Source organism: Psychrobacter sp. LFX-11D (assembly GCF_904846475.1).
GTDB lineage: Bacteria > Pseudomonadota > Gammaproteobacteria > Pseudomonadales > Moraxellaceae > Psychrobacter > Psychrobacter cryohalolentis.
This window is the reverse complement of record NZ_CAJHAV010000015.1, coordinates 1-20,837: the sequence shown is the minus strand read 5'-3', so window position 1 is coordinate 20,837 and position 20,837 is coordinate 1. Positions and strand designations below refer to the sequence as shown.

General features: G+C 42.4%; 15 protein-coding genes and 3 tRNA genes. 6 read left to right on the top strand and 12 right to left on the bottom strand.

Going from position 1 to position 20,837, the window contains the following annotated elements; genetic code table 11:
• Positions 1-408: 408 nt before the first annotated feature.
• The 9 genes from gspG to JMX75_RS10705 form a co-directional block, all read right to left on the bottom strand.
• Entirely contained in the window at positions 409-942 is a 534-nt protein-coding gene (gspG, locus tag JMX75_RS10745) for a type II secretion system major pseudopilin GspG (protein ID WP_413786639.1), read from the bottom strand.
• A gap of 515 nt (positions 943-1,457) precedes the next feature.
• Entirely contained in the window at positions 1,458-2,660 is a 1,203-nt protein-coding gene (gene gspF / locus JMX75_RS10740) for a type II secretion system inner membrane protein GspF (RefSeq protein ID WP_201532308.1), read from the bottom strand.
• 83 nt (positions 2,661-2,743) lie between these two features.
• Positions 2,744-3,832: a hypothetical protein gene (locus tag JMX75_RS10735; protein ID WP_201532307.1), complete on the bottom strand. Its 1,089-nt coding sequence runs from the start codon at positions 3,830-3,832 to the stop codon at positions 2,744-2,746.
• Between the two features lie 283 nt (positions 3,833-4,115).
• Positions 4,116-5,051 carry a helix-turn-helix domain-containing protein gene (locus JMX75_RS10730; protein ID WP_011512626.1) on the bottom strand — a complete coding sequence of 312 codons (936 nt, stop codon included), beginning with the start codon at positions 5,049-5,051 and terminating at the stop codon, positions 4,116-4,118.
• Between the two features lie 346 nt (positions 5,052-5,397).
• A tRNA-His gene (locus JMX75_RS10725) sits at positions 5,398-5,473 on the bottom strand.
• 40 nt (positions 5,474-5,513) lie between these two features.
• A tRNA-Arg gene (locus tag JMX75_RS10720) sits at positions 5,514-5,590 on the bottom strand.
• A gap of 92 nt (positions 5,591-5,682) precedes the next feature.
• Positions 5,683-5,759 (bottom strand) — tRNA-Pro (locus JMX75_RS10715).
• 248 nt (positions 5,760-6,007) lie between these two features.
• Positions 6,008-7,459, bottom strand: a complete 1,452-nt coding sequence (locus JMX75_RS10710) for an McrC family protein (RefSeq protein ID WP_227673175.1) — start codon at positions 7,457-7,459, stop codon at positions 6,008-6,010.
• A 57-nt stretch (positions 7,460-7,516) separates the two neighbouring features.
• Positions 7,517-8,974 carry an McrB family protein gene (locus JMX75_RS10705; RefSeq protein WP_227673174.1) on the bottom strand — a complete coding sequence of 486 codons (1,458 nt, stop codon included), beginning with the start codon at positions 8,972-8,974 and terminating at the stop codon, positions 7,517-7,519.
• A gap of 287 nt (positions 8,975-9,261) precedes the next feature.
• On the opposite strand from JMX75_RS10705, the gene JMX75_RS10700 reads away from it, so the two are divergent.
• Both JMX75_RS10700 and JMX75_RS10695 read left to right on the top strand, forming a co-directional pair.
• Entirely contained in the window at positions 9,262-9,984 is a 723-nt protein-coding gene (locus JMX75_RS10700; protein WP_201532304.1) for a DUF4442 domain-containing protein, read from the top strand.
• A gap of 146 nt (positions 9,985-10,130) precedes the next feature.
• Positions 10,131-10,652 carry a RidA family protein gene (locus tag JMX75_RS10695; protein ID WP_201532303.1) on the top strand — a complete coding sequence of 174 codons (522 nt, stop codon included), beginning with the start codon at positions 10,131-10,133 and terminating at the stop codon, positions 10,650-10,652.
• A gap of 22 nt (positions 10,653-10,674) precedes the next feature.
• Here the strand turns inward: JMX75_RS10695 and gspE are convergent, their stop codons facing one another.
• Positions 10,675-12,243 (bottom strand): type II secretion system ATPase GspE, encoded by a 1,569-nt coding sequence (gspE, locus tag JMX75_RS10690; protein WP_201532302.1) that lies wholly within the window; start codon positions 12,241-12,243, stop codon positions 10,675-10,677.
• Between the two features lie 161 nt (positions 12,244-12,404).
• Between gspE and JMX75_RS10685 the strand changes: the two genes are divergently transcribed.
• The gene (locus tag JMX75_RS10685; RefSeq protein ID WP_011512620.1) at positions 12,405-13,229 is read left to right on the top strand and encodes a thiazole synthase; all 825 of its coding nucleotides are present in this window, start codon (positions 12,405-12,407) and stop codon (positions 13,227-13,229) included.
• A gap of 46 nt (positions 13,230-13,275) precedes the next feature.
• On the top strand, positions 13,276-14,715 hold the full coding sequence (locus JMX75_RS10680; protein WP_133103850.1) for a WS/DGAT/MGAT family O-acyltransferase: 1,440 nt from the start codon (positions 13,276-13,278) through the stop codon (positions 14,713-14,715).
• A 48-nt stretch (positions 14,716-14,763) separates the two neighbouring features.
• Here JMX75_RS10680 and JMX75_RS10675 read toward each other — a convergent pair whose 3' ends face one another.
• Together JMX75_RS10675 and dxs are read right to left on the bottom strand one after the other, a co-directional pair.
• Positions 14,764-15,591: an inositol monophosphatase family protein gene (locus JMX75_RS10675; RefSeq protein ID WP_011512618.1), complete on the bottom strand. Its 828-nt coding sequence runs from the start codon at positions 15,589-15,591 to the stop codon at positions 14,764-14,766.
• Between the two features lie 368 nt (positions 15,592-15,959).
• Positions 15,960-18,011 carry a 1-deoxy-D-xylulose-5-phosphate synthase gene (gene dxs / locus JMX75_RS10670; RefSeq protein WP_201532301.1) on the bottom strand — a complete coding sequence of 684 codons (2,052 nt, stop codon included), beginning with the start codon at positions 18,009-18,011 and terminating at the stop codon, positions 15,960-15,962.
• Positions 18,012-18,574: 563 nt separating this feature from the next.
• Between dxs and ribA the strand changes: the two genes are divergently transcribed.
• Both ribA and hemF read left to right on the top strand, forming a co-directional pair.
• On the top strand, positions 18,575-19,249 hold the full coding sequence (gene ribA / locus JMX75_RS10665) for a GTP cyclohydrolase II (protein ID WP_201532300.1): 675 nt from the start codon (positions 18,575-18,577) through the stop codon (positions 19,247-19,249).
• An 18-nt stretch (positions 19,250-19,267) separates the two neighbouring features.
• On the top strand, positions 19,268-20,278 hold the full coding sequence (gene hemF / locus JMX75_RS10660; protein ID WP_201532299.1) for an oxygen-dependent coproporphyrinogen oxidase: 1,011 nt from the start codon (positions 19,268-19,270) through the stop codon (positions 20,276-20,278).
• The last annotated feature ends 559 nt before the right edge of the window (positions 20,279-20,837 follow it).

Sequence of the window (20,837 nt, the reverse complement as noted above, 5' to 3'; positions counted from 1 at the left end):
CATATGATTACCTCGGATTACTAGAAGAACAGCTGTTTTTTTACAATCAATAGAAAATAGTCACTCGTTTTAATAATAAATAGCAGAGTTAAGATTCCGTTTATCTGAATTTAAAGTTATAGTTAAAATATCTCAAAAGCGCTACAGTGCTGCTGATATAAATTTTTTGCAGCCTCTGTCTGCGTAGGCACAGCAAGCAAGAAAAATGAATATCAGTAGTACTTGATGTATCGATATTACTTTTCCCTGACTATAGTGATATTTATAGTTAGCGATAGTCATAAAAAATATCAACCAATAACGTCTTATTGGTTGATATATTAGTCTCATTAAAGATGCTTTTAGCGACAAGGTATTTATCATGGTATCGCTTGCAAACAATACCTAAATAACTGAGTAGGCTAGAGCTTATAGCTGAGCATAAAGATCAGCGTCCTGCCCTTCTCCGCCCTGTTCGCCATCAGCCCCTAGAGAAAATAAATCATAAGGTCGACCTTCACTACCCGGGGCAACATATTGCAGCTCGTTTTCCCAACCATCCGTTGGATACCCGCCTTTAATATAACCACCGTCGGGATAGTTCTTAGCTTCGGCTGGCGGCGTGGTGAGTGCTTCTAAACCTTGAGCCGTCGTTGGATAGCGCGAATTATCTACTTTATACATATCTAGCGCATTTGATACTGTTGATAGCGCTGTTTCAGTGGTTTTAACCCGTGCTTTATCACTTTGTCCGACCACCTTTGGCACCACTAGACCGGCAAGAATGGCCAAAATCACAATCACTACCATGATTTCAATCAAGGTAAATCCTGACTGGAGATTGCTTACGCGCTGAGTGCTTGATAAAGCAACAGCTTTCTGACTTTGCGCTGCTGCTAAACACTCTGGCGTATCATCCATATTATTTGGTGAAATCGTACTTAATCGAATATTATCAGTCATAGTCATCGCTTCTGGCATCGCTTTTCGCGTCAAGGTTATATAAATAATGAAAATGGCGTTTAAGTTACCTTTATCGTCACATTCATAATAGGCATATTTACAGTGTCTTAAGGAGCACTGAAACGATTATTACTATAAACCATGGTTTTACTTTTATCCAGCATTGAAGGCAGGTTGTCATTTAGATCAATGTGTTATTAATAATCTATGATGGCTAACCTTTTGAAATAGCGTTTGACTGTTACTTATAACTGATACTTACTATAACGCAAGGTTAGATTTGACAACAGTAAAAGCGTTGGTCGGTCAATAATGTACAACAGTAAGCAAAACTTAAGAAACGTAGCCAAATTTGAAGTCAAATTATTATAATATAAATAAAAAAATGAACCACAACATCAGAAGTATAGAAGTTGTATTTGAAAACAGAAAGTATAGAAACAGAAATGCCATTAAGTATAAGGGTAATAAAATAACTATTATTAACAGGAGCGTATATTTAAGGTTAATAAAAACTAGCCAGCCAAGTCATTCATATTCACAATTGGCAGCATCACCGCCATTACGATAATCATGACGACTACACCCATCAGCACCAGCATTAAAGGCTCAAGTAATGACAACAAGGTACTGATAAAATTGGTGGCTTCTGCCTCTTGCATATTGGCAGCACGGCTAAGCATATTTTCAAGCTCGCCCGAGTTTTCACCACTTTTAATCATTTGCACCATCATCGGTGGAAAATAGGGCGATTTGTCTAATTGGCTCGACAGACTTGAACCCTCTGTCACTCTATCCGCAGCGGTAATGATGGTTTTTTGAATATGCAAATTGGTGGTGACCGCAGCGCCAATATGGAGCGCTTCAATCAATGGCACACCAGAGCGCACCAATATCGCAAGCGTACTGGCAAAGCGCGCCGCATTCAACCCTTTCGATAAGCGTGCCAGTATAGGCAATCTTAGCACAGCACTATCTATGGCAAGTTTGCCCGCTTGCGTCTGAGCGAAGCGATAGAATAAAAACGCCGTTCCTGCCAACACCAGCAGCATCAGCCACCACCACTGGGTAATGATATTTGATAAGCTAAGGACAATTTGGGTAATTAAAGGCAGAGCTTGTTCGGATTGCTCAAACACTTTGACAATTTTTGGTACTACAAAGCTCATTAGCCCCATAATTACGCCAACTGCCATCACCATCAGCACGATGGGATAAACCATAGCGCCTTGTATTTTTTTCTGTAAGGCAAAGCGATTTTCGGTGTAATCGGCAAGCTGATTTAAGATCAAATCCAAATGACCAGATTTTTCTCCAGCTGCAATGGTAGCGATATATAGTGGCGGAAAGCTCGCCGCTTGCTGCAGAGAGCGCGCCAAACTGAGACCTTCTAAGACATGCGAGCGAACGGCAAGCATTAAAGATTTGATATGGGTTTTTGGCGATTGTTTGGCGACAGCTGCCAAAGTTTCCTCTAACGGAATACCAGCAGCAAGTAATACAGATAACTGGCGGGTAAGCAGTGCCAACTCATAAGCAGAGGGTTTTTTATAGCGGCTTTTATGCTGACTTTGCCTATCATTGACGGCGTTGACTTCGACAGGCGTCCATTGTTTATCACGCAGCTGCTGGCGTACTTGCCGCGCAGAATCACCTTCAAGCAAGCCTTTTTGGATGCCGCCACGATCGTCAAGCGCTTTATAATGATAAGCGGGCATAGCAGCGGATATCCTAAGACGGTCAAGAGTAAAAGAGGATGGATCAAGATTTGAAAAGTTGGCTTATTAAAAGAATAGACGACTTAAAGAAGCGGCGTAGAATCGTTACTATCCGGCATCAAGCCTTGCAATAATAGAACATCTAAATGCTGTTGTTGTAGCTTTTTATCAAAATCATTGACTTCAGCGATCAGCATACGCTCAATGCGCTTATCACTTGCAAACACACTGAGACGTGCACAAATGACCGCCAATTGATAAATGCGTTTTTTACAATAACCGTCTAAACCTTGTAGCAATCTGACCATGTGCGGGGTTTCAAGGCTGGCATAATCATAATCACTCACCACATCCTGACCAAGTGCTGTCACGCCATAGGTAATAGATAAATGGGCGCAAAAATAACAGCTGAATAAATAGCCAACCACATGTCCGATATAATAGCCACGATCGTAAGTAAAGCTACTGACGCCAAAGTGCCCGAGCACATAGCTGTTCAAACTGCCTTGATCAAAGATAGGTTTATTATGCTTTAGCTTGCCGACGGTGGCAAAGCATAATGGATTATGTCCATCCTGTGTTGTCAACTGCCAACCTGCAGGTTGCTGAGCTGGCATATGGCGTACAATATCTTCGATGATGTCATCGACCACATGCAGCTGCTGCCATAAGCGCTCAATGGCATCCGTATCCATCAAACCGCGTTTATCCAGCTGCTGTGCAAGCAAATATTGCTGGTATTCGGCAAATTGTGTTTTGAGGGTATGTACAAGGTAAGTCGGACGGATAGCAGCAGAAGCCAAATATAATTGCTGCGTGCGCTCATGCTGCGCCCGATAAAGTGCCACGCGCTGAGTAGCAATACTACTGTCACTTGCAGAGATAGATGAGCTTTGGTTTATCAGAGTATGATTAGCATTATTTATATTAGCAGAGCTAGTCTCTGTCAAGCTGCCATCCGCATTTGGCAAAACAAATAATGCTAATAATGCCGCTTTATCAAGCCGAATAGCCATACCTGCCTGTGCGCTATTTTCCTGCTGAAGATTTGAGTCATGCTGATTATTGTTAGCTTTGACTCTGCTATTAAGTTTGTCTTTATGATTAATAGACGCAGAAGAATCTTGTAGATCATTTGATTTTACGCTTGGTTTTGCGGTCGGTTCAGTCATAAAACACCATCAGCTGCAAAAATAAACATCACCTAAGTCATACTATATTCTGGATAGACCGTAATATATAAGCATAAAATATAGGTCGCTAAAACACCGTCGCAACTAGGCGACTTATTACTTCATTGTCATTCCATAGTACCTTAACCTACACTCATTGTCAGCTGTGCAAGATCGAAATGCTAATGATGAAAAATTATTATCAGATAGACGCTATTATATCACTGACTCAGTTTAGAAAATATCACACAGCTTGGATGACTATTTATGTGTGAAGTAGCAGCTAAGCAAGGTTTTGTTTTTGATATTGCTGGCGGTACGCTTTTGGCGATATGCCATATACACGCTTAAAGGCTTGGCTAAAAGTTGAGTCTGAGGCATAACCCACTAGCTCACTAATACGGCTGATACTATTTTGCTGCAAACGCAAATAACGTGCCGCCAGACGCAAACGGTAGTCAATCAGGTAGGTCAACGGCGGCATACCAACCACGTCTTTGAAACGCTGCGCAAAACTCGAGCGTGACATACCTGCAACTTCAGCAAGCTCATGAATGCTCCAGTTTTGGCTTGGATTTTCGTGCATGGCGACCAATGCCTTGGTTAAAAACGGGTCTTTCATGGCTTTTAGCCAACTGTCCGTGGCTTCGGGCAAACTTTCGATATAAACCCGCAAACACTCAATCATCATAATACTTGCCCAATGATTGATAATCGCCGTCTTACCCATCCGCTCATGCTCAGCTTCTAACGTCAGCAGTCGAATCTCAACATCAATCACCTCGAACCGACCATCAGATTCATCGTTAATTTCAGGCAATATCGTTGGTAGCACTGATAATAAAGGACGAATCATCTCTTTATCGTACTTGCATTCAATCAGTATCAAAGATGATTGGGCATCACCATCGCCCTGAATATCAAGCACTTGTTCCGTGCAATTAGTAAGCAACTCATCCAAAGGTTTGGCACTCTCACCATGATGGTTGAGCGCGTAACTGACATGATTGTGCGCGCTAGGAATCATAATAATGTCGCCAGCATGCGCTTCTCTGAGTCCACTGCCCATATCAATACAAAAGCTACCGGACATCACCAAATAAAACACAATCGTATCTTGTCTAGTGAGTGAGTAAGACCAATTGCCTGTACCATTTAAGCGATAGTATTTCGTATCGAATAAATGCACATTCTGTAGTAACACGCTTAATGCATCCATTAACCATTTCCTCAATAACAGCTGCTCAATAACGCGCCACTTTAATAAAAAAATCGCATTAATATGAGGATCGATTTTATTTAAAAATATAGTGCTACTGAGATGAATTTCTTTGACAGTACAGCTAATATACCTTTATAAAGCCCTTACGACACAATATGTATCATAAAAAAATGATAAAAAACGCCAGTAGACTGTTAGATCATGAGCGATTTAAAAGGTTTAGGACTATCACAGAGGCAAAAAGATATAAAATAGACAGATACAAAAAAATGCCAAAAATGGCAGCGGCTTTTTTTAAATGATTTTAATATAGAATATAAACAGAAGGGATATAGCAAAAAAATGGGGCGACTGATGGGACTCGAACCCACGACAACCGAGATCACAACCCGGGGCTCTACCAACTGAGCTACAACCGCCATAACTGTTGCCAAAATTCGGCAATATATGCAGGCTAAATGGTGCGCCTGGCAGGATTCGAACCTGCGGCCACCTCCTTAGAAGGGAGATGCTCTATCCAACTGAGCTACAGGCGCTCTTAGAGGACTTTTACATATTTTGGTCCGCTTGATATACAAGAAACCAAACCATTATACATAAAAAAAAGCCTGTAAGGCTCTTAAATAGATGGTCGGAGTGATAGGATTCGAACCTACGACCCTCTGGTCCCAAACCAGATGCGCTACCAAACTGCGCCACACTCCGAAATTCTCTATTAACACGATAGTTTGTTAATTAACTGGTTGTTGGCAATGCCACTAACTGGCTAACGTTCCTTGCTATCGAGGTGCACATATTAAGGGGAAACGCCGATGGTGTCAACACCTATTTTTAATTAATTTGAAATAACTGCTAAATTATTTAAAAAAGGCTTATTTCTTATAAACTAAGCGTCGACAACAAGCGCTACTCAACATAGTGCCTTATGAGCTAAGCGCATATTATACTAAATCTTATGTCGGAAGCAAGTCAGTGTTTATCGTACCTGTGAGCACATTAAAAGGTATCAGCCATAACTGAGCATAGGCTGCATTTTCACTATTGTATATGTCCTGAGTATCTTGCTTTAATACGACCGCTCGTCTTTGATTGTCTTGCACTGGATATACCAGCCAGACTTGCTCTGCTTGATAAGCCTGCGCATAGCTGCTCAGTTGATAAGCGTCGCTGGCACTAATGGCGCTGGCATGCGCTAAAGGCTTCCATTTAATATCGATCACGTGACTATATTGACCTGCTTGCTTTTCTGATGATGGATTTGCTCCTAAATTCTTTATTAGTAAAGCATCATCATGCTTCTCTTTATTTTTAGTATTCGAACGCATCTGGCGGTAAATCAATAAATCAGGACGAATAGACAAACACGCCTGCCCTTCTGCATCATTAAGCCAAACACGTTGCGCTTGGAATAATGGTTTATAGTCGTCGCTTAATTGCTGAAAAATCAAAGCGATACGCTGGCTTGCCCATTGCTCAAACGCTTGATTCATATCTATCAGTAAGCATAAGCGTGGCGGTGTAGACCTACTACCAAATGGTTTTGGTGCATTAATACTCTGACCGATTTCCATATTTGATTGACTAAGCAGCCAATAAGCGAAATCTACAAGCTGCTGAGCGGCTTGTAATTGCTTTACTTGCAGCGGCTGAATGGCAAGCTCACGCTTTGCTTGAAGATATATCGACTCTAGCTGGCGTATTTCATGCTGATGTAAGACAGACACTTGTTGCCACGGCTGTAAATGCAAAAGCAGATTTGATTGAGACAACAAAGGCGTCAGCAGCGTCAGTGCACTCTTAATGACTCGATTGCCTAGCATGTCTTGGCTCAGCACACTGCGCTCACAAACGAATTTATGTGGCTGCATACTGTTATGACGTAATTGCTCTTTTATGAGTAAACGTCCTTGCAGTACTGCTTGGTTATGGATTTGGGTTTGATACTGTTTGGTCGGTTGATAATTCGTTAAACGCTGCAAAAGCTGCATACTAAGCCAATCTGATAAAGGCAATGTGGTGACTGGCAGAATTGTTAACTGGTTGCTGAATTGCCCAAAATTTTTGCTGTGAGGCGATTTGTTATCGTTACTATTCATTAGGTCTGACAGCATATTTTGTACCCAGTGACGGGTTTGTACAATATCCGCATCTACTGGCGATTCATTTGACTGATATGGCTGCTTAATAGAGTTGCTAGCAGTGTTTGCGATAAATTTTGGCAGTATCTCAAGAGTCATGCCACTAGGCAGTACAATAACGCCAATATAATGTCCAACCTTGAGTTGCCACTGTCCTTGCTTGCGTTTAATACTAAATACTGACAGCTCTTGGGTTATCAGCCACTGAAAATCAGAGTCGTACAAGAAATTAGACGCTATTAAACGCTGATGTTCAAATACCGTCATGATATTCATTTCAGAGCTTTGAGTTTGTTTATCCTTATTTATCACCGATTAACATCCTCATGGATATAAGCGCTGATAGACGGCAGGCTGGGTGAACTTGCCAGTCTTGGCAATAAGGTCAGTATTAATCGCATAACTGCCAGCATTTATAGATTGAGTAAAATAGGATTGCTGTCCTGCAAACATGGAGTTCTGAGAAGCTATACCACTCTCGCTAGCCAGTTGAGTGGGCATACCGTTATGTATTAACGTTTGACTATCATGAATAAATTGCGCCGATATTGGCTGCTGTTCATCTCTAAAAATATACTGCAAGACAGCCGCTTGCCCACCAGCTGCTTGGGCTAATTGTGGAATAATTTGCTCAGTAAGTGCCATTTGTAACTGCTCAAGACTATGCACGGAGAATAAAAACGCATGACCCATTTGCGCCTCAATCCCTAACGTTTGGCTAATACGATGATTTAAACCCGTTAATACTTTGGCTAAATTGATGGACTCCGCTTCGTCGACTATTTCTAATCCTTTATTGAGGTTGATAATCGGTAATAGCTCAGGCTGCGGCAGACAGTTAATAAAGCGAAAACGACGACGCAGTGCCATATCTAGTGGCGCTAACGAATGATCTTGGGTATTCATGGTCGCATAGATATCAACATTGGCAGGCACGCTAAACGCGCGCCCAGAGTATGCCAAACTTACTGTCATCGCATTGGGCGTACCCGCTCGTTTATCAGGTTCAATAAGGCTGAGCAATTCACCAAAAACCCGTGAGACGTTGGCACGATTAATCTCGTCAATCAGCATCGCATAACGCTGCTGAGGATCATTTGCCGCGCGCTGACAGAGCTTTAAAAAGGCGCCATCAGTAATGGCGTAGCTCATTTGAGATGAGCTGTTATTCGACTGATTAGAAGCTGCCATTACCGGGCGAATGCCCTCGACAAACTCTTCATAGCCATATGCCTGATGGAAACTGACCATACTAAAGCGCTGTTGGCTAAAGCGTTGGTTTTGGCTGGCACTATTATCATACTGCGCCTGGTGAAATTCTGACAATTGCTCTGACAATTCGCTTAATAGCATCAGGCTGTTAGGCAGTAAATACCACGCACCGCTAGGGTCTTTATCAAAATACGCTTGGCTGGCTCTATTTTTATACGCAACCGTCTGTGAGCTGGTTGGACTGTGCATTTGCAGTACAGACCACGCTGTATTACTTAAATTTTTCTCACGTGCATTTTGTAATGCTTTGGCGATAAAAAACTCATGATTGATGATTTCAGGTACTTTCACTAAGTCCTGTTTTTGCGATTGAAAATCTAAAAATATTAAACACACCACATCACGCCAGTTCAACTCTTGCAATAACTGCTTGAGTAAATCCTCATTATTGGATTTAGGCAGATAGTCCGTATATTCTTTAGCAATTTGGAGCAATCGGTAGGTTTTACCAGTACCCGCGACGCCCGTATAAATAATATTGGTTGGCTTATCATCACATATATCAGGCATAACATTATCCAGCAAAAAAGTATAAAAAAGCGCTAACATTTTATCATTATAGCTACTCACTCTACATGGTATCAGTGCTTAAATTACTAAGGCCTAAGATGCCGTTACGTCACTGTTATTTTGTAAGCGCAGCAGTACATGGTAATAATAGTAGCGACTGAGCAGTTAATGTACCATAACTAAAATAGCTGCTAGCATAAAGCCTATTCGGTGACTCATTTATAACATGAGCCTTTTAACCCTAGTATCATTAGCATTGTAAATCCCACTTAAATGAGGAATATTGTATGTCAGGATTATTAAAAAAACTCCCGATTAAACGGACCAATAAACTGCCAGCCAAAGTCTCTGAGAACACAAAACCTGCAGTCGAAAAAACCAATAGCACACTTAAACCAATCAGCAATCAATTTACCAAACTGTTATCTATCACCAAATATTTACCTGCTGGCGCACGTTCGAGCATTTTATCGAAAGCATTTGGTAAGGTGGTACCTTATGTGGGCACAACGGGTATCTACTATGAAACGGTCGAGCCAAACCAAGTGGTGGTCAGTTTAAATAATACCAAAGCGGTGCAAAACCATATCGGCTCCGTGCATGCAGTTGCTATTACTTTGCTTGCTGAAACGGCAACGGGATTCATTTTAGGCTTAAACTTACCTGCTGATCGTGTACTATTGATTAAGTCTTATTCGGTGAATTTCTATCGACCGATTAAAAAAGGACAAATGGCTGCCATCGCAAGCTTATCTGATGAGCAGCGTTTAGATATTTTAAATACTCCGAAAGGCGAAATGATTATTCCATGTGTCATTCATGACCGTGAGTCGGACAGTGATCGCGACCCAATCGTAGTCGAGATGACATGGGCTTGGATACCCAAGTCTGAGTTAGAAGCACGTCGTCAAGGCAAAGCTAGTGAGAAGTCGGCAGAGGCTGATACTGATACTGATACTGATACTGATACCAAAGTAGTAGAAACAGACGCAAAAGTAGAAACTGAGTAAGACAATCAATCAGCCGATAATGATGAGGCTGTTTAAGATAAATAATATATTAAGAATACGTAAAGTAGTGCGCTATCCATTTTAAAGCATTTTTATAGCGCACTTCGTATAGCAGTGATTTATAAACTTATAATAAGGAGACAATGATGTCCAAAATGATTTCTAAAGCTATTTCTAAAACAGCGCTTACTAATTTATCCAAGGCTTTTTTCATCAGTATTTGTGCATTAGGATTTACCGTTAGTGCCACTGCGGCACCCGAAAAAACTTCAACTCATACACATCATGCAGCAACTATCACTAAGTCTAGCCCTGTGTTTTTAGGTGACGGCGGCAATTATCCTTTCTCAGAAGCAGTCCGTGTCGGCGATACTTTGTATATGTCTGGTCAGATTGGCTTTAAAGATGGCAAGCTGGTCAAAGGCGGTGTTAAAGCCGAAGCCAAACAGACAATGGATAATATCAATACCACGTTATTAAAATATGGTTACCAAAAGTCAGATATCGTTAAGTGTATGGTGATGCTCACCGATATGGACGATTTTAATGACTTCAATAAAATCTATAAAGCTGAACTGGCAAAGCCTTATCCCGTCCGTTCAGCTTTTGGCGTAGCTGAATTGGCGGCAGGTGCCAGCGTTGAAGTTGAATGTATCGCTGTCAAATAAAAATGTCTCTTAAAATATTACTCTAAACAATCAAAGCGTCCTCAAGTAGGGCGCTTTCTTTGGTCACGCGTAGCACTTCTTCTAATGTCGTACGTCCCGCGATTACCTTACGCAAACCATCAGCACGAATCGATGGTGTCTTTTGGCGGGCGTAATCTTCTAGCTCATACTCGGCGGTATTGCTATGAATCATGCGTCGCAGCGCATCATCAACGGGCACCACTTCATATATCGCTGTTCGCCCTTTAAAGCCTGATTGGTTACACTTATCGCAGCCGACTGCTCTAGGTAGCTTAATAGCTTTATCTGTCAGATTATCAGCAGCATTGTTAGCTGCAATATTGTCAGACATTGATTGAATACCAATCTCAGTAAACAATTTGGCTTGTTCATGGTCAGCTATTTGCCAATCATGACAATGTGTACATAACGTACGTACCAAACGCTGGGCGACCACGCCTATCAATGATGATGATAATAAAAACGGCTCAACGCCCATATCTTGCAAGCGCGTAACCGCTCCAATAGCGGTGTTGGTATGTAGGGTTGATAAGACCAAATGCCCTGTTAAAGATGCTTGCACAGCGATTTCTGCTGTCTCTAAATCGCGAATTTCACCCACCATGACCACGTCTGGATCTTGACGCAACATTGCACGCAAGCTCTTAGCAAAGGTCATATCGACTTTATTATTGACCTGCGTTTGCCCAATACCATCGAGCTGAAATTCAATTGGATCTTCAGCGGTCAAGATATTACGGGTTTGATCATTTAAATCAGTCAATGCGGAATATAGCGTGGTGGTTTTACCCGAGCCTGTAGGTCCTGTCACCAAAATAATGCCATGCGGGCGATGGATTAAGCGCTTAAGCTCACTATAATCATTATCAGATAGCCCCAAATAGGTCATATTCAGGCGACCTGCTTGCTTATCTAGTAAGCGCATGACCACACGCTCACCAAAACTTGACGGCAATGTCGATACCCGCACATCAACCTCGCGCCCCGCTAGGCGCAAGCTAATACGCCCATCTTGCGGCACGCGCTTTTCAGCGATATCCAGTTTTGCCATCACTTTAATGCGTGATACTAATAACGGCGCTAATTGACGTTTTGGTGTGATGATTTCTTTAAGCTCACCATCGACGCGGAAGCGAACGACCAAGCGTTTTTCAAAGGTTTCAATATGGATATCTGAGGCGTTTAGACGTATCGCTTCGGACAATAATGCATTAATCAGACGGATAATAGGTGCATCGTCTTGTTGGTCCATCAAGTCTTCAGTTTCAGGCACGCTATCTGCCAAGCTATCAAGATCAGGATGGTCTTCAAGGCCAGCGGCGATATGCTGTGACTCGCCAGTGTTACCTGCATAAGCAGCATTCATGCGTTTCTCAAAATCGTCCGAGCTTACACTTTCATATATTGGCACACCGCGTATGCCTTGCTGCTGTAAAAATCGCACCGCTTCATTGATTGCTGAAAGCGGCGTCACCTTGGTCAATAGCAATGTCGGTGGCAGCTCAGGATCAATGGCTAGAATAACCAAAATCTGATGGCGTTTTGCAAAACTGTACGGCAATTGCATCATAAAAACGACCTAATAGATAAAGAAAAACTCAGAAAAAAACTTGTATCAAAGCATGGTAAATGTATTATTCTTAACTGGCTCAACTCAAAAAGACTGCAAGTAAGATTGCATGATTTTGTTATAATAGCATTTTGTTTTACTCGCCATTAGGATTTTCAGTTATGTCAGATAACACTAGCACTGCCACTCAATCGACACCCCTTTTGCAAGATACTTTTACGGTAGGCAGTCGTACTTTTTCTTCTCGATTATTGGTCGGTACGGGTAAGTATAAAGATATGACTGAAACGGGTGCCGCCATCGGCGCGTCAGCAGCAGAGATAGTGACGGTCGCTATTCGTCGTACCAATATCGGTCAAAATAGCAATGAGCCCAATTTGCTTGATGTCATTTCACCAGATAAATACACTATTTTGCCAAATACAGCGGGTTGTTTTGATGCAGAAACGGCGATTCGTACTTGTAAGCTTGCTCGCGAGCTATTAGGCGGGCATAATCTGGTTAAGCTTGAAGTATTAGGGGACGAAAAAACCTTATACCCTAATGTGATGGAAACACTCAAAGCGGCAAAAGTGTTGATTGATGACGGTTTTGAGGTCATGGTATATACCTCGGACGACCCTATCGTTGCTCAAGAATTAGAGAGTATGGGCTGCGTGGCAATTATGCCACTTGGTAGTCTGATTGGCTCTGGTCTTGGTTTGCTCAATCGCCATACATTAAGCTTGATTATTGAAAATGCGAAAGTACCCGTATTGGTTGATGCTGGTGTCGGTACAGCTTCTGATGCCGCGATTGCCATGGAACTTGGCTGTGATGGCGTACTAATGAATTCAGCCATTGCCAATGCGCAAAATCCTGTGATGATGGCTCAAGCAATGAAGCATGCGGTATGGGCAGGTCGTCAGGCTTTCTTGGCGGGTCGTATGCCGATGCGCAAAATGGCAACTGCCAGCTCACCACAGACGGGATACTTTTTTCAGTAGTATTAAAGGTTAGGTGATTATATTTTTCATTATAAAAGGATTTATTATGCGACTTCTTACAGCAGTCGACCAGTTGTTTTTACTTCTTGAGTCGCGTAAACAACCCATGCATGTTGGAGGTCTATTTTTATTTGAATTACCAGAGGATGCCGATATCAGTTTTGTTCATCAGCTTGTAAAGCAGATGCAAGACTCTGATGTACCTCCAACGTTTCCGTTCAACCAAGTACTTGAGCATATGGTATTTTGGAAAAAAGACAAAAATTTTGATGTTGAGCACCACTTGCATCATGTCGCCCTACCCAAGCCCGCCCGTGTGCGTGAACTTTTGATGTATGTTTCAAGAGAGCATGGTCGTCTATTGGACCGTGCTATGCCCCTGTGGGAATGCCATGTGATTGAAGGCATTCAGCCAGAGAGCGAAGGTAGCCCAGAGCGCTTTGCGCTGTATTTCAAAATCCATCACTCGCTGGTTGATGGCATCGCTGCCATGCGTTTGGTCAAAAAATCCTTGTCACAATCGCCCAATGAGCCGGTTACTTTGCCTATTTGGTCATTAATGGCACGCCATCGCAATCAGATCGATGCTATCTTGCCCAAAGAGCGCTCCGCTTTACGCATCCTAAAAGAGCAAGTATCTACCATTAAGCCTGTGTTCACAGAATTACTGGATAATTTTAAAAATTATAATGACGACAGCTATGTCAGTACCTTTGATGCGCCGAGAAGTATTCTAAACAGACGCATCTCAGCATCGAGGCGCATAGCGGCACAATCTTATGATATTAAGCGCTTCAATGATATTGCTGAGCGTATTAATATTAGCAAAAACGATGTAGTACTAGCCGTTTGTGCTGGTGCTATCCGGCGTTATTTGATTTCGATGGATGCACTACCTAGCAAGCCTCTGATTGCGTTCGTGCCCATGTCTTTACGAACTGACGATAGTGTCGCGGGCAATCAGCTGTCATTTGTCCTTGCCAATCTGGGTACTCATCTGGATGATCCATTGAGTAGAATCAAGCTAATTCATCGCAGTATGAACAATGGAAAACGCCGTTTTAGACGTATGAATCAAGCGCAAGTTATTAACTACAGTGTGGTGTCTTATGCATGGGAAGGGATTAATCTGGCGACTGGTTTGTTTCCTAAAAAACAAGCCTTTAACCTGATTATCTCAAATGTGCCAGGCTCCGAAAAATCATTGTATTGGAATGGCGCGCGCCTACAATCTTTGTACCCTGCCTCGATTGTCTTCAACGGGCAAGCGATGAATATTACGCTGGCAAGTTATTTGGATAAGATTGAATTTGGTATTACTGCCTGTAGCAAGGTCTTACCTCATGTGCAAGATATGCTGATGCTGATAGAAGAAGAGTTGCAGCTGCTTGAAAAGGTTAGTAAAGAGCTTGAATTCAATGGTATTACAGTTGAAGATAAAAGTGGCTATAAAGATAATGGTAAAACAAAAAAGCTGGCTCCGTAACGGAACCAGCTTTTTGTTTGTCATACTTAGCTATCTAAAAGGGGACGATTAAAGCGCATCGCCCCATGCTGGCACAACCACTTGCATCAAAGGTTTTAGCAGTTTTATATTACAAGCAAAGATAGAGCCTGATGTCATCGAATTGTGTGCGCCGGTATGATCAACGACCACGCCACGTGCTTCGGTGACAATAAGCTCGCCTGCTGCGATATCCCAAGGCTTGATTGACATCTCAAAGTAGCCATCAAAGCGACCAGCAGCCACATAACATAAATCAAGAGCAGCTGAGCCTAAACGACGGATTTGACCGCCCGCTTCAGTGATTTTTTGTAGGCTTTCGTAGTGCTCTTTGGCATATGAGATAACTTCGCCATTGCGCTTACGCTCAAGAGGATGCCCAGTAGTAAATAAACCACCATCGATCGTTTTACGCTCACTCACACTGATACGGCGTTGGTTTAAACGCGCGCCTTTACCACGGCTAGCAGAGAACATCTCATCACGGACAGGATCATAGATAACACCATGCTGAGTCACACCTTTATGCTGTACGGCAATAGACACACAGAACTGTGGTACGCCATGAACGAAGTTTTTAGTGCCATCTAGTGGATCGATAATCCAGCACCAGTCAGCATCTTCGCCGCGACCTTCCTGCATACCAAACTCTTCACCCAAATACGAATGATTTGGATAGCTGGCTTTTAGCGTCTCAATCGTCAGCTCTTCACTAAAGCGATCAATACGAGTAACCAGACCATCTAGTCCTTTTGACTCGATATCCAACTCAATTTTGTGGCGGTTTTGATGCGCGTACAAAATTTCTTTACCGACTTTTTCAGCAGCACGCGCTGCGATGACGACCATGGGTTCCATACAATAACCTGCTTGTTTGATAAATGGATATTACTAGATAAATATTAATTTATAAGTACCAATCGATAGATACTTATTAATAAAAAAAATATGTAAAGTAAGAGATACTTATAGCACCAACACTACTTATAAAATCAATGAAAAATAAAGCCACATAGCAAACCACAATATTTGGTTGCTATTAGTCGCACCGCTCAAATTGTCAAATAGTTCACACCTACGGCAAGCAGGCGATATCTTGGCACAAAAATACAGCTTTATTTTTTACACAGCTATTTTATCAACTTTTTACGGACTATGGGTATTTATTATTTTTATAATGTAGCAGATAGATGATTAATCGTCTTTTAAACCTTAAGCCACATCAGTTAAGATAATAAGTTTTGGAGCTGATTGAACACACCTTCCACATCTAGACCACAATCTGCTAGCTGTTCTGCTTGAGAGCCATGCGCTACAAACCGATCAGGGATACCTATATTGCAGATAGCTGGACGATGGATTTTAAAAGCAGCCGATTCATTTAATAAATATTCATTGACCGCACTACCCGCGCCGCCCATGATCATATGCTCTTCTAAAGTCGCTATATGAGTAACACCTTGCTCGACTAGGGTTTCAAGCAAGTTAGTATCTAAAGGCTTCACCCAACGCATATTGACCACATGCAGCTGACAGCTTGATGCTAATAAAGGGGATTTCGCAATCATTTCTGCGGCTTTCTGAGCGGTTTCGACCATCGTACCAAATGCCAATAATGCCAGTTTCTTGGGTGCATCGTCTGTACCAAGTACCGACTCTATAACCGCTTCACCAATATTATAAATTTGCGCAGGCTGCGTAATAGTCGCGCCAGTGCCGACACCGCGCGGATAGCGCACTGCGGTACAACCTTGGTATTCATAACAAGTATTGAGCAAATGATAGCATTCATTTTCATCTTTTGGCGCTGCAATCAGCATATTGGGCACGCAGCGTAAAAAGGCAAAATCAAACACCCCTGCATGCGTAGCACCATCTTCACCAACTAGACCGGCGCGATCAATGGCGAACATCACATCAAGATTTTGCAAAGCAACATCATGTATCAGCTGATCGTATCCGCGCTGTAAAAACGTCGAGTAAATCGCTACAATCGGCTTCACGCCTTGCGTTGCCATGCCACCCGCTAACGTCACAGCGTGTTGCTCAGCAATCGCTACATCAAAGAAACGCTCTGGAAATTGACGAGCAAACTCAATCATCCCTGAGCCTTCTTCCATCGCTGGGGTAATGGCGAGCAGCTTCTTATCTTGTGCCGCTTTGTCACATAAAAACTGTCCAAATACTTGCGAGTACTTTAAGGAAGATTTAATCGCTATTATTTCTGGTTTCTCAGTTTTTGGTACGTTATCTTCAGCAGGTAAGCTACTAATAGCATGATAGCCGACTGGGTCTAATTCAGCAGGCGCAAAGCCTTTACCTTTGGTGGTATAAATATGGACTAAAACTGGACCTTTGACTTGCTTGGCAAGCGACAATACACGTAGTAGCTCAGGAATATTATGACCATCAAAAGGACCAAAATAGGTAAAGCCTATCGCCTTAAATAGATTGTCTTCTAGTTGCGGTACATCGCGCTGCTCTTTATGACGCTTACGTCGATCAAAGGCTTGCATATCAGGGCGTTGACATAATATTGGCTCGCCTGCATCAGAGATATCAACCTGATACCCTGACTCCCAAAGCATTGCTAAATGCCGTGAAAAGCCACCGATCGAGCAGGATATAGACATGTCATTGTCATTCAAAATCACCATCAAATCAGCGTCTTGTTGCACCGCGTCATTCATCGCTTCAAACGCCATGCCACCTGTCATCGCCCCATCGCCGATAATACAGGCAACCGTCTGCGCGCGCCCTTGATAGCGTAGCGCTAAGCTCATGCCTAAACCGGCTGAGATGGACGTTGATGAATGACCAACCCCAAAAGTATCATAGACAGATTCGGCGCGTTCTGGAAAAGCCGTTAAGCCAGTTTTAGAGCGGATAGTACCTAACTGATCACGGCGACCTGTCAGTACTTTGTGCGCATACGCTTGATGACCCACATCCCAAACGATCTGATCTTGCGGGGTGTCTAGCAAATAATGTAGCGCAATAGTCAATTCAATCACGCCTAAATTGGCACCGAAATGACCGCCGCTTTGACCTGCTGAATACAATACAAACAACCTTAGCTCATCGGCTAAAGTAATCAGCTCAGCACTACTAAAATTCTTGAGATCAGCAGGACTATCCACACTGTCGAGCAATGGCGTCTGTGGACGCTCACGTGGAATCACTGCATACGTTTGTTGCAGTTTTGATAGCGGTACAGCAGAATCAACAGCTGACGCAGATAATGACTGAGACTGTGGGGAATGAGGTGACTGCTGCATAAAACGTACGATACCTACCAATCTGCTGACCAGATGCTACCTTAGACAAGGTCTAGCAATAGCAATAGTCTAAGTGGCGTTAATAATAGCCATGCCATCATTTGTATCATTGCTAATACAAGGGATGGCATCGACTATACAATTAGTGATACAGCTTTTATCGCTGCAATAACCCAAAATACGCTATTTGATATAAAGATAATAACGTTCAATGACAACCCTAAAGACTGCTCTAATAGCTGCCTCAAAGGTCATAATAATGGCTATTATGCCTTATTATTTTGTATCCATACCGGACGTTAGTGACGACATAGTAATGTAAGGGCAAAGACTTGTCACTGTATCCGTCAAAATAGTATGGCATAATAGCATTTATTTTTAATTGTCGCTTTAATCATCGTGCGTCGTCTGTGAACTTTGTGTGTTTTTATAATTTGTGGTTTTTATAATAAATATAATTAGCATACTATCTTGCAAACCCGCTAGCTTACAAGAACTTAGCTATTATAATAAAGCTATGTCAGACAGTTAGCGCCACGATGATCAGCTTATGCAGGGCATTAATGTCATATCAATTTATTACTAGCGCCAAATTGCCTACTCGTCACGGCGAGTTTGATATTCATATCTTTGAAAATGATGAGGGTCAAGAGCATGTGATGCTGACGGTAGGTCTACCTGTGTTTGATCAAACGGATATTGCCGACAGCATCTTAAATCAAAAAGATGATGCTTTATCAGAACGCTCTATTCCGTTAATAAGAATTCATTCTGAGTGCTTAACTGGTGACGCTTTTAGCTCTTTAAAATGTGATTGCGGACCACAGCTAAATACCGCTATGGATGCGATACAAAAAACGGGCTGCGGGGCGATTTTATATCTGCGTCAAGAAGGACGCGGCATCGGTCTGACCAATAAAATCCGCGCTTACGCCTTACAAGATCAAGGTCACGACACTCTAGATGCCAACCTTATGTTGGGGTTGCCTGCTGATGCGCGTATCTATGATATGTGTGGACCCATGCTTGCTCATGTAGGCGTTGATGCTGTGCGCCTTATCACCAATAATCCTAGTAAAGTCGCTTACTTGACCGAGCATGGTATCGATGTCATTGAGCGGGTGCCATTAGTCGTTGGGGTGAATGATATGAATGCTGAATATCTAGCGACCAAGCGCGATCGTATGGGTCATCTATTAGACACAGATTTCAATACCACCCTACACCTTAATAAATAGCAAATAATCAGATATTTTATGAGCATTCCAAATATAGATAACGATATCAATGTGTCGGCCACCAATGCAACAACAACACCAAGCCATCATGACATCATGCGCGTGCGTGAGTTTCTAGTCGATTTGCAAGCGCGTATCTGCCAAGCTCTAGAAGCGCAAGAAAGTGATGGCTGCACTGGTGCGCAGAAAGCCGCTACCTTTGTCCCTGACGATTGGGAGCGCCCTGAAGGTGGCGGTGGTCGTTCGTGCGTATTGGCAGACGGTGAAGTGATAGAAAAAGCCGGCGTTATGTTTAGTCATATACACGTCCAAAACCTGCCTGCTTCAGCAACTGCGCGTCATCCTGACATTGCTGGTCGTAAAGCACAGGCAATGGGCGTATCTCTTGTTGTGCACCCCAAAAACCCTCACGTTCCCACTAGTCATGCCAATGTACGCTTGTTTATTGCCGAAGCAGAAGGCAAAGACCCTATTTGGTGGTTTGGCGGCGGTTTTGATTTAACGCCATTTTATCCTGTGCTTGCTGACTGCGTGCATTGGCATCAAGTCTGTCATGACCTCTGTGCACCTTTTGGCGATAGTATTTATCCTGATTTCAAGCAATGGTGCGACGAGTATTTCCATTTACGTCATCGTGATGAGCAGCGCGGTATCGGCGGCTTGTTTTATGATGACGTCAATACTGAAAGTCGCGGTTGGGATTTTGAAACCTGCTTTAAATTTATGCAAGCGGTCGGTAATGGCTACCTTGAAGGTATTCTGCCAATTTTTGAGCAGCGTAAAAATGTGCCCTATACTGAAGCAGAGCGTGAATTTCAGCTCTATCGCCGAGGTCGCTATGTTGAATACAACCTCGTTTATGACCGCGGCACTCTATTTGGTCTACAAAGTAATGGGCGTATTGAATCTATCTTAGTCAGTATGCCGCCGCTTGCCAGTTGGCACTATCGCTTTGAACCAGATCAGGGCACGCCTGAGTTTGAGTTGACTGACTTCTACCTAAAACCGCGTGATTGGTTGACTTTATAATCGGGATTGGCATAATATAGTGAGTTCAGTATTAAAGCGATACAGTAGGACTGGGATGAATTTTACGCAGCCTCTGTCGGCGTAGGCACAGCACGCCAGAAAAATTTATACTAGTACTGCGTTGGAACATAACGTATCTGTTTTATTTGGAATTGACTATAACTTACTAGTATTTATTGGTTTTGATATAAATCATTTTATTGTTAAAAAGGTCAGCTAATTATGCTGACCTTTTTTATTTTAAATAAAGCATTATTCAAAATAAGTAATAATAATTTTTAGGACGGCAATTTATATAGTCAGTCTTGAATAAAAGAAATACAAAAATTATAAGGTACTACTGGTATCAATTTTTCTTGCTTACCGTGCCTACGCAGACAGAGGCTGCGAATAATTACTCCCAGTAGCACTGTATTCTTTTAAAATTGTATCTATAGTCAATCTTAGATAAAACCGATACAATGTTTATAATCAATTCATTTAGTGAAATAAACCGTGACCTATTCAATCGACTTTCGCAAACAAGTACTGCGTAGCATTAAAGACGGCATGACCATTC